We start from the raw sequence: 13,750 nt of genomic DNA on the forward strand, positions 1-13,750 counted from the left end.
AGCGGCCTCCCTCAGACGGATCTCGTCGATCGTACGGGGATGCCCCACGCGTTCGAGAAGTCCTCCGGTCAACGAGCAACTACCCTCGCCGCATGGCTGGTGACGGCGAGGTCGAGGTCGGCGAGCTGTGCTCCTACGCGGTGGACGCGTGGGTGGCCGACCCGGCTGTCCTGACCGACGAGCCCGCGCTGCTGCGGCTGCTCACCGACGCCGCGCTCGCGGGCGGGGCGAAGATCCTCGGCGAGTCCCGGCACGTCTTCCCCAACGGCGCGGTGACCGCCGTCCTGGTGCTCTCGCAGTCGCACCTGAGCATCCACACCTGGCCGGAGTTCAACCTGGCCAACATCGACCTGCTCGCCTACGGCCGGATCAACGCCGAACGCATGATCAGCAGCATCGAGGCGGGGTTGTCCCCGGTGCGCGCCAACATCTCCCGGCTGCTCAGAGCCACCAGCTGAACCCGCTGGTGAGCACGCCGGTTGCTAAGCTCGACGGACCATGTTGAACAGCACCGCGTTGACCTGTCTGCGATTCGCCTCATGAGCGCCGAGTCGCCGAACACCGGGTCCCAGAACCCTGACCTGGCACTGCTCGCCGAGGTGGCCGACGCCGTTCGGCTGCAGGAAGGCGAGATGGGCGTCCGCGCCATCCTCCAGGCCTTCCGCCAGCTCGCCCCCGCCCCGACCAGGGCGATCAGCCGCCGCACCGGGCTGCCGCTGCCCATCGTGGCCGCGGTCGGCAACGAGCTGCGCAGCCGCGGCCTGCTCGGCGAGGAGCGGCCGTCCCGGCTGACCCCGCGCGGGCACGCGCTGACCACCGAACTGGGTGTCGAGCTCAACCTCGACCCGGACTGCTACCGCTGCGGCGGCCTGGAGATCGCCATCCCGGCGGTGCTCAACGAGGCCGTCGAGCGGATGAAGCGGATCATGGCGGCCGCGCCGGGCGTGAACGTCGCGCTCGACCAGTCGCTGTGCACCGCCGAGACCAAGGTCCGCAGGGTGCTCGCGCTGATCAGGGCCGGGGTGCTGCCGGGCGGCTCGGTGCTGCTCGTCGGCGACGACGACCTGGTCTCGATCGCCATCGGCGTGGTCAGCGACGTGCTCGACGTGCCGTTGGCCAGCAAGGTCACCGTGGTCGACCTGTCAGCGGACATCCTGGAGTACATCGCCGACACCGCCGACACCCTCGGCATCGACGTCGACCTGGTGCAGCACAACCTGCGCGACCCGCTGCCGGAGGAGTTGCGCGGCCAGTTCGACGCGGGCATGACCGACCCGCCCTACACCGCGGAGGGCGCGAAGCTGTTCCTCTCCCGGGTGGTCGAGGGCCTGAAGCCGGGTGCGGCGCGCAACGTGCTGTTCTCCTTCGGCGCCAAGGGAACCGAGGAGATGCTGGACGTCCAGCGGGAGATCCTCGGCCTGGGCCTGGTCACCCACGGGATGATCCGCAACTTCAACGAGTACGAGGGCAGCGGCATCCTCGGCGGCACCGGGTTCCTGCAGCACTTGCTCACCACGGCGGAGACCGCGTCCTCGGTGGCGGGCAGCTACGAGGGCCCGCTCTACACCAGGGAGAAGCGCTCCCGGCAGCGCGAGTACGAGTGCGTCGCGTGCTCGGCGAAGGTCCCCGTCGGCGTGGGCGCCGCGTTCGACTCGGTCGCCGAACTGCGCGAGGCGGGGTGCCCCGAGTGCAAGGGCGGCCCGTTCCGGCCGTTGCAGCTGGTGGCGGAGTCGGAGTGACCGCATACGCCGTGCGCCAGGCCGAGGAGCGGGACCTGGACGCGATCGCGGACTTCGAGGTGGAGATCGCCAAGATCTCCTTCGGCGACGACGCGGTGGACGATCCGGCGACGCACCGCAAGAAGCTGGCCAACGCGCTGAAGAAGCAGCCTGAGGGGATGTTCGTGGCCGCGCGCGGCACCGAAGCGCCCATCGGCTGGCTGTGGATGGCGCTGAACACCAACTTCCTCACCGGTGACCGCTACGCCAACTTCCGCTCGCTCGCGGTCGCGGAGCTGCCGGAGCGGACCGAGGTCGCGGAGCTGCTGCTGGAGGAGGGCCTCGCCTTCGCCGCGCGCAACGAGCTGACCGAGGTCACCGGCAAGGTGCACGTCGGCAACACCGGCATGCGCTCGCTCTACCGGAAGTACGGCTTCGAGTCGACGCACCTGTCGATGCGCCTGGACATGAGGAAATGAGTTCTGGCCGCTCGGTGAAGTGCGTCGTCTGGGACCTCGACGGCACGGTGTGGGACGAGGTCGCGGTCGAGGGCGACGGGCAGAGCCTGCCGACGCCGCGGCCGGAGGTGCTGCGCGCGATCGACGTCCTGGCCGGGCGGGGCATCCTGAGCAGCGTCGCCAGCCGGACCGACCCGTCGCTGCTCGCGCTGCTCACGTCCACCCCTGAGCTGGCGGAGCGGTTCGTCGCGCCGCAGCTGGGCTGGGGCGACAAGAGCGATTCCCTGCGCCGGATCGCTTCGGAGCTGGGCATCGGCCTGGACACCCTCGCCTTCGTCGACGACACCGCCTTCGAGCGTGCCGAGGTCGCGGCGCGCGCCCCCGAGGTGCTCGTCCTCTCCCCCTCGGAGCTGGCCGAGCGACTGGACGAACCGCCGCTGCTGCCCGAGGTGCTGACCGACGACAGCCGGGCGCGCGTCCGCCGCTACCGCGAGGACTCCGATCGCAAGGCCGCGGCGGCGAGCTTCGGTGGCTCCCGCGAGGACTTCCTGCGCGACTGCGACATGCGGTTGGCGGTGCGCGAGGCCCGCCCTTCGGACCTGGACCGGCTGGTGGAGCTGGCCACGCGGACGCACCGGCTCAACTCGACCGGCGAGGTGCCCTCGGCGGAGGAACTGCGCTCGATGCTCGCTTCGCCGGAGTGGTTCGTGCCGGTGGCGAGGCTGACCGACCGCTTCGGCGACTACGGCATGATCGGCGCCGCGTTGGTGCAGCGCCGGGACGCCGCGTGGCGGGTGCGCCTGCTCGCGCTGTCCTGCCGGGTCGCCGGGCGCGGGGTGGCGCTGGCGTTCCTGCGCTGGCTGATGGAGCGCTCCGGCTCGGGCGTCGAGGTGCTGATGCGCCCGACCAGCGCGAACCTCGAACTGCGCGTGCTGTTCCGGCAGTGCGGGATGCGGGTGGTCGAACAGCCCTCGCCCGACCTGGCCGTGCTCGGCGCTCCCGCCGGCACACCGCCCCCGGACGCGCCGGGCTGGCTGACGATCGTGGAAGGGGACTCATGAGCACGGACGCGGTGGTCCGCGAACTGATCGCCGAGGCCGTCGGCCAAGAGCGGGCGGTCGTGGCCGCGCTGCCCGGGGACACCCGGCTGTTCGGCCCCGAGATCGGGCTCAGCTCGCTCGCGGGCGCGCGACTGCTGGACTCCGTGCGCGAGCGGTTCGGGGTCGACGTCGCCGCCGAGGACCTGAACCTGGACGCGCTGGAGTCCATCGCAAGCCTGTCCGGCTTCGTGGACCGGCACCAGCCGTGAACCGGCGGTGCTGAGAAGAGGAAAAACTGAAGCCGCCCAGGCCACGGGTGCACGTGGTCGGGCGGCTCAGCTCAGATGGTCACCCGCGGTAATCGTCGTACCGGTCGTCGAGTTCGAGGCGATCGTCCGGCCTGCGATCCGCCGACGACCCCCCGCCCGACAACTCGTTCTGGAGTGCATGCAGGTCAGTTGGGTGAGAGCTGTACTTGAGCTCCCTTGCCACCTTGGCCTGCTTTGCCTTGGCTCGGCCGCGCCCCATAGCTCGACCTCCCTATACGAGGACAAGCGGGCCTCACCCGTGGGCGGCTCCGCTTGTCTGGGCATCTGTTCCTGCAAATATCGTAGCGTGCCCCGCCGACAGGGGAAGCAGACCGCCGCCCTTGCCGATCAAGGAGCTCCGGCGGTCTCCGCTTGCAGGGCCCGCAACATCCGGTCGAGGAACTCGGCCTCGTCCAACTCCGCCGCGATCTTCACCGCGGGCCGCTCGGCACTCGTGTCCTGGTAACCGCGCAGGTCGGCGACGGTGGTGCCCCTGGTGTGCGTGCCACTCAGCTCCACGTGCACCGGCAGTTCGCGGTAGCGCGCCAGGTCCGGGTCCAGCAGGATCGCCGCCGCGAGCGGGTCGTAGAGCGTGCACTGGCGCACCCCGACCAGCGGCTCGTAGAAGCCCACGTAGTGGCCGAGAACACCGCTCGCGAACCGCGCGCGGGGGCTGTCGTGCGCCGCGAGTTCATCCAACCAGGTGGCGTTCGCGATGGCGTGCGCCGTCGCTTCGAGACCGACCAGCGTGAGGTCGAACCCCGCCCCCAGAACAAGATCAGCCGCTTCCGGGTCGTTGTGGATGTTGGCCTCCGCGTGCGCCGTCGCGTTCCCCGGCACCCACACCGCCCCACCCATCACGACGACCTTGCGCAGCAGCTTCGGCAGCTCCGGCTCCACCAGCAGCGCCACCGCCACGTTCGTCAACGGCCCCAGCGCCAGCAGGTCCAGCTCCCCCGGATACCTGCGCGCCAGCCTGACGAGCTGTTCAACCGCCGACTCGTCCGTCGGTTTCCCCTTCGGCTTCGCCCCCGCCACGTTGCCGAGGCCGTCGTCGCCGTGCACGTGCTCGTAGGTCCTCAGCGGCTGCGCCATCGGCCGCCTCGCGCCGATGGCGACCGGCACGGCGCCCCAGCCCACCAGCTCCAACACCCGCAACGCGTTCTCCGCGGCCGTGTCAGCCGCGACGTTGCCGTGCACCGTTCCCACGCCCACCAGCTCCACCCCCGACTGCGCCGCCAGGTAGAGGATCGCGAGCGCGTCGTCGATCCCCGGGTCGGTGTCCAAGACGATCCGCATGCGTGGCAGTCAACCAAGTCACCCCACAGCACCGCTCCCCTCTGCTAGATGTCTCTCCATCCGTTTGCGGCACTGGCAAACCGAGGAGGACGCATGACACGCAAACTCAGACAGATACCTTGGGGTTCGTCACAGCGGTACGTCAACGTCAAAGACGAGCTAGACGCAGTGTGATGTGTCGAAGATCGACGCCTACCACGTTGGAGAGGAGCACGTGCCGGTGCTTCTCGCCCTCGCTGAGACGAGTTCCTTGCGAAGACGTAACGACGATGACAGGTTCGGCTCCACCGTCGACGCGGGCGTTGATGGCGGCCCACACAAGGTCGGCGAGCTTCGTGGCCGGTCCCCAGATCATCAGTACGTCCGTGCTTGGTCCCCGAACCAAACAGCGGTTGGGTTTGACGTCCACCGTGCCGGGGTCTGCCCGCCAGTCGGCCCCGATGGCCTGACGTGCGATCTCCTCCATATCGGGATATCGACTCACCGCGAACGGCGCGTATGAACCGATACCGTGGCGCGCCCGGGGCAGTTCCTTGATCGGGCCGTCCTTGATCCACACGCGGACTCGATCACGTTCGATGAAGCGCCTCAGCTTGCCGCCAACGAGCGGGTCATCAATCCAGCGCACATAGCACTCCGAGCGCTCACGCGGGGACATGCCGTCCCAGTCGAGTTCATCGACCTGCCGGTAGATCTCGGCGATCACTTCACGGCGGATGTCCTCATCGATAACACTCATTATTACCTCATCCCCCAAAGGCAGCAGGGTCAGGAAACTGGAGGCGACTGTCCTCTAGCGACGCCTCCAGGCTCGCCGCGTCCTTAATCCATTCGCGCATCAGACTCTCCGCGCGCTGGTCGGCAAACTCGAAGGTCGTACCACGCTCAGCCAGGCGCAAGGTCTCGACTTCGTCTTCAGCGATCTGTTGGCGAATGTTCAAGATCGCGGCGACACGGCGGATGTCGCTGACGAAATCCAGAACTTCCACGTGCGATTTCCCAGGCCGCAGCCGCAAACCGCGGCCGAGTTGCTGGACGAAGATCCGACGGCTGTGCGTCACCCGAGCGAAGCAAAGAATATTTACATCCGGAACGTCGACGCCTTCATTAAGAATGTCAACGGCAGACAGAATGGGCGTCTTCCCACTACGAAAGGCCATTAGCCGGGACTGGCGCTCCCGCTTACTCAGGCCTGCGTGCACAGCGAGCGCCCCTCGCCACTGCGGTACTTCCCCGAGCAGCGCGGCGAGCCGCTCGGAGTGTTCAATAGTGCGACAGAAGACCACCGCACGAGGCCGCTGGGTGCGCGCCCAGACTTCTTTTAGTTGCTCACGTACGCCTTCGTCTCGCTCAGGCAGGAAGAGTCGGGAATTGAGATCTTTGATCGAGTAACTGTGGTCGCTGATGCCGCGGACGAAGTCCCAGTCGATGTTGTCCGCGTAGAGTCGGTAGCGAACCTCGGACAGATAGCCCAGCCGCATTCCTTCCTCAATGCCCAGGGTGAAGCTAGGTTCTCCGAATCGCTTGCGGATGTCGAAGCGGTCACCGCGCCACGGGGTAGCGGTGACCCCAAACTGTCGACTGGCGTGGAGGATGTCGAGGAGCTCGGCCAATTGGCCATCCTCGGCAACGTGATGGGCCTCGTCGACCATGACTAGAGCCGGACGATAGCCGGCGCGGGCGTACGAGAGCGCGCTGGCGGCTGTAGCGCAAGTGACCCCACGCAGGTCGTCGGGACGGTGGTCACCCGTCAAGAGTTGGGTGCGTACCGCCTTGGGCAGGTGGTGCCACAGAGCCCGTTCGAGCTGATCTACCAAGTCCTTGGCCGGGGCGACAACCAAGACCTTGTCCTGGGGGTGTTCTCGTAAGTGGTAGTCGATAGCTTCGCCACCAACCACGGTTTTCCCGAGGCCGGTGGCCAGGACCAGCAGTGCCCGGTCGGCACTGTTCAAGTCGCACTGAATCTCCCGCAGAGCGTGGTCTTGATAGGGACGCAGCGAACGGGCAGGGAGCCGATCAGATGTGAAGCGGTTGTCAGCGTAGAGGTCAGCCAGCTCCTGGCCCGACCACAGTTCCACCCTTATTCCGACTGCGGCGAGGCTATCGCGGCGTTTGCGGGTGTTTGGCCCGAAACGGCTGTTGGTTACCACGACCGCGTGGTCCGCGCCGTAGTGGGCCTTCGCCGCTAGCACTTCGTCAATGGCGGTGGATGGAACCACCGCGCCCGCCTTCCACTTGGCTTGAAATACCCAGAGGCGTCCCTCCCGGGTGGCAAGGATGTCACCGCCCTGGTCGTTCGCGCCGTCGATATTTACGACATCGGTGAAGCCCAGGTGCAGTGCGAGGCGCTCCAGTTGACGGGTGAAACCGAACGGTCCCATCGCACGGAGGAACTCCGAGGCCACGAATGAGGTGGTCAACACTCACACCGACCCAGCGACGCTCTGGTCAAGCATGTCGAAGGTGATCCGCGCCAGGGACAGCTCTAGTCGAGTCTTCGCCCCCGGCTCGGCCAAGAACTCGCCGACCACCTCCAGCGGTCGTACGGTCTGCGTGACTTGCCGTTCCTTGACCGCCGCGTCGGACCAGCCGCGCCAAGACGTCTTGAACACCGCCCCGTCCAGGAAGTTGGCCGGGCACGCGCGAATCGCGGCCGCGATCCCGGCCGCGTCGAGATGGGAGACGTAGGCCCCCTCCCTGATGACCGCAGGCCAGTCCAGGGAGGCATCCGCGCGCCCGGCATCGCGCTCCGCGCGCAGCCGGATCTCCTCGGGGAGCGCCTCCCACAGTTCGCCAGCCATCGACCCGGCGATCGGCGCCATTAGCTCGCGCACTCGCCCCAGCAAGGAATCCGCTCGGTCGCGCAGGGCCGATTCAGTCACTCTCTGGTCGGGGAACTGGCGTGTGACCTCGGCAGTGACTGCGGTGATCTTCTGCCCGTCTGGCTCAAAGGCGTGCAGCGTCTGCGCGATCTCCATCAGCGCGTAGTCCCGCGGATCGCGGCCGTACTCACGAAATACCGGATGCTCGCCGTTGACGAACACCTCCAGGTTCATGCCCTTCCCCATGCGTGCCAGGGAGGGAACCCGCCGCGCCTCGTCATCCAGCAGCGGCGCCCGCGTGTCAAACACCGTCACGACCCTGCGTCCCAGCCGAGGAAGTGTCACTTCGCCCATCAGGTCAAAGATCTGACGGGCGTCAACGCGGTATCGCTGGAAGCGTTCCCCCTCAGTCTCCACGCGCTCAGGATCAGAGGACGGAGCAGATGGCTCCGGGGTCTCGCTGTCAACCTGACCTCCCGAGGTTGGAGTAACCAATGGACTCAACCCGGTGCGCCCAGCCAACGAGGAATCTTCGACCTCGCCAGCTCGTTTCCGCCTCGCAGGCGCTTCGCCGTTGTCTCGGGCATCATCGTGGGCCAGGACTGCCTGGTACCAGATCTCGTCGGAGAGAAACTCAGGGTGGCGTCCAGAATGAAACTTAGCGCCCCACTCTCGAGCCGAATCATGGATAGCTGATTTTCCATTTCCAGGAATCAGACTAGCAGCCCCAGGGCGGTTTTCCTGATATCCCTTGAATATCTCCCCAAGAGGAGAGGAATTCAACGGATATCCCAGAGCTTCCGCCTTCTTTGGACGCATCGGGCCTTCGCCGCGCAGCACAATGACCGCATGACGCCAATCGCGACTCTCTCGACTAAAGTCTGTTTTCTGATAGCCCACCGGGACGTGATCAAGGTGAATCTCTCCCACGATTCGACCCTGAGTAGCAGGAATATCCACTGGGTATTCAGTGAGCTGCGTACCGTCATCGGGATTTTCCCACGAGAATAGAGATCGATCCCCGATTCTGATTTTCCTTCCATTGCGCAGGAAATCAATCCCATAATCGGTCTCATCCAAATACCGCTGGACGCCGAACCAACCATGGATCCGACGCTCGCTCAACCGCATGTCATCGCCGTCACACTGCGCGCAGCGGTCCAGGTTGAGGTCCGGACTCTGCCAATGGCCACACTTCATGCAAGCCAGCGCGGAGGTCAACCGGATGTCCACCGACTTCACGGCTGGGATCTCTCGACCCTGCTTGGTCACTTTCCGTGAAGCCGACCACACGCAAGGCAATCTCGGCAACACGTTCCTGTCATTCACCTTCAGGCGGAAGCCGCGTCCCGCCATCGGACCATCCGGAACGCCTGGGACCGGGTTTTCTCCGCGCAGCAGATACGAATAGACGCGACCTAGATCCCTGCGGATATGGTTGTGCCGATTGGCCTTCTTCAGATCGTCGACGATCTCGGCACGGAGGCGCCGAACGATCACTTCGGTGCCGTGTTCAGACACATCCTGCTTGGGCTCACGCCGAAGGGGCGCCCGGAAGGAGTCATTCTGTTGCAGACGGCGCAAGTCAATCTCAACGACCAACCAGTCCGCGTCGCCTGCCCGCGTTGTTCGCACTTCGGTTAGATTTCCCATTCGGGCTGTGGCGATATTGAAGCCCATACCGAACAACCCTAGACTGCCGTAGCGCCGCTTACCGCTGTACCCGGCTTTCAGCGCGTTTTGCAGCATTTCCAGACTCATGCCGCGCCCATTGTCGAGCAAAACTACGATCGGGTCGTCGTCGGCAGGCTTCGGCAGGGTGATCCATACCTCTTGCCGCTCGATGGGATCTGGGTCCGCGAGGAAGTCATCGAAAGAGTTGTCGATCAGCTCCGCCAGGCACTGCCAGGGCTTGTAGGGAATATCCCCCAGCGCCTCCAACAACTGCGGAGAAGGCGTGAGGTCCACTTCCTCGTACGAAGATCCCTCAGCGTCGGTCGACAAGGTGTAACTCCTGTCTGAGATGTTGTTCTGGCTCTAGTCCACCCCAGGCAAGAGATACAGCGCGGCACCGACAACTAGGGTGACGCGGCCGACTGGACAACGGCGGACGCACGAGCGGACCGCTGGATCGTATCGACGCAGATCCGTCCGCTCCACAGTTCTAGTCGGACTGGCGCTAGTACCGTCGCCTACCTTAGGCAAGCACTTGCAGACGATCAGCTCGTGTGACGACGCCTCCGCTTGCCAAGCGGCCGTCAACCCACGGTCCAGTGACCGCACCACCCCTGTGCATCCGAACAGAAGCTGGGATCAACCCCTAGCAGACGTGACCGACCGTTGGAGTCGTCCAGCACGGACCTCTCGCTCGACGCGCTCGGCTGCCAAGTCGGGGTTTTCATGCTCCCAAACTCGGATCACCTGCCAACCGGCAGCAGACAGCATTTCATTGGTTTCGAGGTCTCTGGCGCGATTGCCCTCGATCTTCTCGCGCCAAAATTCCGCCTTCCTGACAGCGGGGCGGTAGTGCTCCGGACAGCCGTGCCAGAAACAGCCATCGACGAAGACCGCTACCCGAGCGCCCGGGAACACCAGATCTGCCGTACGTCGGATCTCGATGAGCGGCCTCGCGTCGACGCGGTAGCGGAGGCCGCGCCCGTAGAGCAGCTTACGGAGTGTCAGCTCAGGTCGGGTGTCCTTACCACGATTTGCCCGCATGGACGCGCGGACCTCCAGCGAGGACGCACTCGACTCGGGAGGCAGCGGCTCTTCGACCAGAAGGTCCATGTCCCACGCACGCTGCCACGCTTCAGCCAGGTTCTTTCCTCTGGAGTCATGCTCGACCTCGCAAACGTACCGTTCCCGAGTCTTGCCATCCTGCGACCAGCGCAGGTAGGCACGGATACGTCGAGTACTCCTATACAGCCGCAGACTGATCGAGGCTCGCGCGAAGCGCCCATCTCCCAGCGCGACGCTGCGCCGGTTGTGGCCTCCCGCAGCCCGGTCTTGTTCAATAACCGGCGCGACGCCGCCCACGCGCCGCTTGTAGGCCCGCTCCGGGGGGAGCCGCGCCTTCCAATGTCCTTGCCCCTCTGTCCGCGGCATCCGTCAGTGTCCCGCCGTGGTGAGGGCATCGGCGACGGCGTTCGCGAAGAACTCGCCGAGCACGACCGGAACCGCGTTGCCCAGTTGCCGCATCTGCTCGCCCCGAGGTCCGGAGCCGAGCCACTCGTCAGGAAAAGTCATCACTCGGGCGGTCTCGCGCACCGTCATATAGCGGTGCAGGTAGGTCCAGCCGTCGGCCGACTTGGAATCGGGGACACGGTCATCCAGCAGCATCACGGACTCGCCGCCTGGCACCCCGTGCACGCCAGCCTTGACCGTCTTCGCGGGTTGGTCGAGTTCATTCGGCGTATGCCCCTTGTATATTCGCGCGCCGGGCCATCCGATGTGGTCGACGATTCCACCACTCCCGAAGTCGTGCTTCTCCTCAAGGCGGCTCAAGTCGACCTCTGGCAGCGCGGGTAGCTTGGCGCCAGTGCCAAAGCCCGCGACCGCGTCGCGCAGCGTGCGCCAAGGCTGGCAGTCGTCCTCCTTGACCACCTTCGGTAGCCGAGCCCGGACCCGATCCTTTACGTGACCTGGCACCTGATGGTGGCGCTGCCAGTACGGACCGTTCTCGTCCTTCATAGATCGCAGCAGAGCGGCCTCAGAGAACTTCGGCGTCCTGACATACTTCGTGAATGCTTCGATGTCGACGCCGAGGTCGGCACGGAAGGCGACGAGAACGACACGGTTTCGCACCTGCGGGACGCCGTAGTTGGCGGCGTTGACCGGCACCATCACGACCTTGTAGTGATCGGGGTCGCTGTCTTCGTCAGGCAGCCGCCGGAGAATGCCAGCCAGATGGGCATCGTGGTCCTGCCACCTCACCTCGCTGTCGCGCTTCTCGAACGGAAGGCGAAGTTCGTTCTGGATGTACTGGAAGTACTCGGCGAACGAGGGTCGAAGAAGGCCCCGGACGTTCTCGCAGATGACGGCCTTTGGCCGGATCTCGCGGACCGCCTTGAACATGGCGGGGAACATGTTGCGTTTGTCCTCGTCGCCCTTGGCCACGCCTCCGGCGCTGAACGGCTGGCAGGGCGGACCTCCAGCGAGGACGTCCACCTCGCCCTCAAGGGCGCTCATGTCAAGGTCGCGCACGTCTCCCGGATACAGGGGAGCGGGTTGGCCCGGCTCCGGAGGTTCAGGCCTCGTCCCCTCGACTCGGATCAGGCCGTCGACGCCCAGAGTCTTCCGCGCGCTAGCCACCAGGGTCTCGCAGGCACGGTTGTTGAACTCGTTGAATAGGAGCGGGCGGAAGCCCGCCTGGTGGACCGCCATGGCAAGCCCACCCCCGCCAGCGAACAGCTCAACACTGGTACGCGACTTCTCTGTGCCCTCAGGCCGGTTCGCTGATCGCTTCGCCACTCGCAAACCGTACCGCGGAGCGTTTCGAACGCTCGTTCGCCTACCTAGTTCAGCGTGTCGCGTTGAACGACGCCGGTACCCTCAGCCCGGTGGCGAGTGATCAAGAGCCAGCAGAGGCCCCGGCGACCGGCGAGTTCAGGCTAAGCATCATGCGAGCACTCGCCGATCAACTGGCGGACGGCCTACGCGCCCTCAAGCCTGCTCCCCTCGATCTCGAACACCTGGCCGACGTGTACTCCAAGCCGGGCGTCTACCAGCTCTACCAGAACGACGTACTCGTCTATGTCGGCAAAGACGAGAGTTCGGTGGCCAACCGCCTCCGAGAGCACTACGACAAGATCAAGTGTCGTTTGAAGATCACACCGATAGAGATGTCATTCACCGCGTTGTACGTACACGAGGACCTGCACTCGGTCGCACCTGAGAGGCGGCTCATCGCGTCGTACAAGGAACAAGGACTAGCAGCATGGAACGGTAAGGGGTTCGGCCCACACGACCCGGGCAAGCATCGGGACGAGACGGCCTTCGGACCCGACCACTTCGACACGATGTATCCCGCGAATCTTCACTGGACGTGCAAAGAAATCGCAATGGGGACCTACACGGCAACTAATCTTTTGCAGCAAGTGAAGAAAAACGTTCCATTCGTATTCCGCTACAAGAAGGCCGATTTTCACAGGGGAATTGAAGTCACGGTTGACTGGGAAAATCCGACCGCCGACGAACTGTTCGAGCTGCTCGGCCAAGCGATCAACGCGGTCGGCCCGGACTGGCAGATCATCGCACTTCCCGGCTATGCGATCATGTACGACAAGCGGACTCAATACCCAAGCGCACGCAAGCGGTACCCGTACACCGGCTCAGTGGCATAACGACAAGGAGCGAGCCATTGAGGGCGCGCTGCTACGGTGAGTTGAGGCCTGGATACGGACTGCGCACGGGGGACTAGTGGAGCCGATGATCATGACTATGGCGGCGGTGTTGGCGACGAAGGCCGCGACGTCCGCGATCGGCGGGCTGGTGCGGTGGGTGAAGGAGCAGCTGAGCCCGGAGGCGCAGGCGGTGCTGGACGCCGCGATCGAGGCGCCGGAGGACGAGGCGCGCGTTGGCGAGCTGGGCCGCGAGCTGGAACGGGCGGAGCAGGCGGACCCGGAGTTCGGGCGCGAGCTGCGCGAGCGCTACGACAGGGCCAACGTGGAGATCCACGCGGACGGCGGCAGCGTGGTGAACCAGATCTCCGGCAACGTCAGCGGCAAGGTCGTCCAGGCGCGCGACATCCAGGGCAACATCAGCTTCTGACGCCCCCCAGGGTTCTCGCGTTTTGGCTACTCGTTGCGAATGGGAGCGCTCTCAAATCGCAACACGTAGCCAAAACGCGAAAACGTCGCGCTGGGACGTGCGGGGCCGGAGACGAGCGGGCCCCCTGTGAACGTGTGAATGGAGTGTTCACAGGGGATTCGCGCGTGGGGCTACTCGGCTGCGGGGAGTTCCAGGCGGGGGAAGAGGGCGGGGGGCTTGCTGATGGCGCGGCCGGTGAGGTCGGCGAGCCACGCGTCTGCGGCGGGGACGCTCTCGGCCTTCTCGCCGAGGGCCTCGAGGGTCTCGGCGCTGGGCACGGGCAGGTACGGCTGGATG

The 13,750-nt window shown here is 65.6% G+C and carries 14 protein-coding genes; 7 read left to right on the forward strand and 7 right to left on the reverse strand.

Translation table 11 applies throughout. The features are described from left to right. Window positions 1–92 precede the first annotated feature (92 nt). The 5 genes from CCN37_RS06530 (at window position 93) to CCN37_RS06545 (ending at window position 3,485) form a co-directional block, all read left to right on the forward strand. A complete protein-coding gene (locus tag CCN37_RS06530; RefSeq protein ID WP_086819756.1) occupies window positions 93–458 on the forward strand; it encodes an S-adenosylmethionine decarboxylase family protein in 366 nt (121 codons plus the stop codon). Window positions 459–539: 81 nt separating this feature from the next. Continuing rightward, window positions 540–1,739 (forward strand): bis-aminopropyl spermidine synthase family protein, encoded by a 1,200-nt coding sequence (locus CCN37_RS06535; RefSeq protein ID WP_210407896.1) that lies wholly within the window; start codon window positions 540–542, stop codon window positions 1,737–1,739. Further along, complete coding sequence (locus CCN37_RS40690) at window positions 1,736–2,197, forward strand: GNAT family N-acetyltransferase (RefSeq protein ID WP_210407897.1); 462 nt, start codon at window positions 1,736–1,738, stop codon at window positions 2,195–2,197. Before CCN37_RS06535 ends, CCN37_RS40690 begins: the two co-directional genes overlap by 4 nt. After that, window positions 2,194–3,237, forward strand: a complete 1,044-nt coding sequence (locus CCN37_RS06540; protein WP_086819757.1) for an HAD family hydrolase — start codon at window positions 2,194–2,196, stop codon at window positions 3,235–3,237. The genes CCN37_RS40690 and CCN37_RS06540 overlap by 4 nt, the downstream gene beginning before the upstream one ends. Further along, window positions 3,234–3,485 carry an acyl carrier protein gene (locus tag CCN37_RS06545; RefSeq protein ID WP_086819758.1) on the forward strand — a complete coding sequence of 84 codons (252 nt, stop codon included), beginning with the start codon at window positions 3,234–3,236 and terminating at the stop codon, window positions 3,483–3,485. The genes CCN37_RS06540 and CCN37_RS06545 overlap by 4 nt, the downstream gene beginning before the upstream one ends. A gap of 79 nt (window positions 3,486–3,564) precedes the next feature. On the opposite strand, the gene CCN37_RS06550 is transcribed toward CCN37_RS06545, so the two are convergent. From CCN37_RS06550 to CCN37_RS06580, 7 genes are all read right to left on the reverse strand, one after another. Next, complete coding sequence (locus CCN37_RS06550; protein WP_086819759.1) at window positions 3,565–3,744, reverse strand: DUF3073 domain-containing protein; 180 nt, start codon at window positions 3,742–3,744, stop codon at window positions 3,565–3,567. A gap of 128 nt (window positions 3,745–3,872) precedes the next feature. Beyond that, window positions 3,873–4,823 carry a nucleoside hydrolase gene (locus CCN37_RS06555; RefSeq protein WP_086819760.1) on the reverse strand — a complete coding sequence of 317 codons (951 nt, stop codon included), beginning with the start codon at window positions 4,821–4,823 and terminating at the stop codon, window positions 3,873–3,875. 148 nt (window positions 4,824–4,971) lie between these two features. Continuing rightward, window positions 4,972–5,562: a hypothetical protein gene (locus tag CCN37_RS06560; protein ID WP_086819761.1), complete on the reverse strand. Its 591-nt coding sequence runs from the start codon at window positions 5,560–5,562 to the stop codon at window positions 4,972–4,974. Window positions 5,563–5,569: 7 nt separating this feature from the next. Continuing rightward, complete coding sequence (locus CCN37_RS06565) at window positions 5,570–7,228, reverse strand: DEAD/DEAH box helicase family protein (protein WP_246842847.1); 1,659 nt, start codon at window positions 7,226–7,228, stop codon at window positions 5,570–5,572. 18 nt (window positions 7,229–7,246) lie between these two features. Then, a complete protein-coding gene (locus CCN37_RS06570) occupies window positions 7,247–9,649 on the reverse strand; it encodes an ATP-binding protein (protein WP_168200543.1) in 2,403 nt (800 codons plus the stop codon). A gap of 309 nt (window positions 9,650–9,958) precedes the next feature. Beyond that, window positions 9,959–10,681, reverse strand: coding sequence for a very short patch repair endonuclease (locus tag CCN37_RS42280; RefSeq protein WP_371503696.1), 723 nt, complete (start codon window positions 10,679–10,681; stop codon window positions 9,959–9,961). Window positions 10,682–10,753: 72 nt separating this feature from the next. Beyond that, the gene (locus CCN37_RS06580; RefSeq protein WP_086819764.1) at window positions 10,754–12,115 is read right to left on the reverse strand and encodes a DNA (cytosine-5-)-methyltransferase; all 1,362 of its coding nucleotides are present in this window, start codon (window positions 12,113–12,115) and stop codon (window positions 10,754–10,756) included. A gap of 62 nt (window positions 12,116–12,177) precedes the next feature. Between CCN37_RS06580 and CCN37_RS06585 the strand changes: the two genes are divergently transcribed. Both CCN37_RS06585 and CCN37_RS06590 read left to right on the forward strand, forming a co-directional pair. Further along, window positions 12,178–12,987, forward strand: a complete 810-nt coding sequence (locus CCN37_RS06585; RefSeq protein ID WP_143261456.1) for a GIY-YIG nuclease family protein — start codon at window positions 12,178–12,180, stop codon at window positions 12,985–12,987. 97 nt (window positions 12,988–13,084) lie between these two features. Beyond that, window positions 13,085–13,414 (forward strand): hypothetical protein, encoded by a 330-nt coding sequence (locus CCN37_RS06590; RefSeq protein ID WP_246842848.1) that lies wholly within the window; start codon window positions 13,085–13,087, stop codon window positions 13,412–13,414. The last annotated feature ends 336 nt before the right edge of the window (window positions 13,415–13,750 follow it).

It is taken from the genome of Allokutzneria sp. NRRL B-24872, from assembly GCF_002155965.1.
In the GTDB taxonomy this organism is placed as follows: domain Bacteria; phylum Actinomycetota; class Actinomycetes; order Mycobacteriales; family Pseudonocardiaceae; genus Allokutzneria.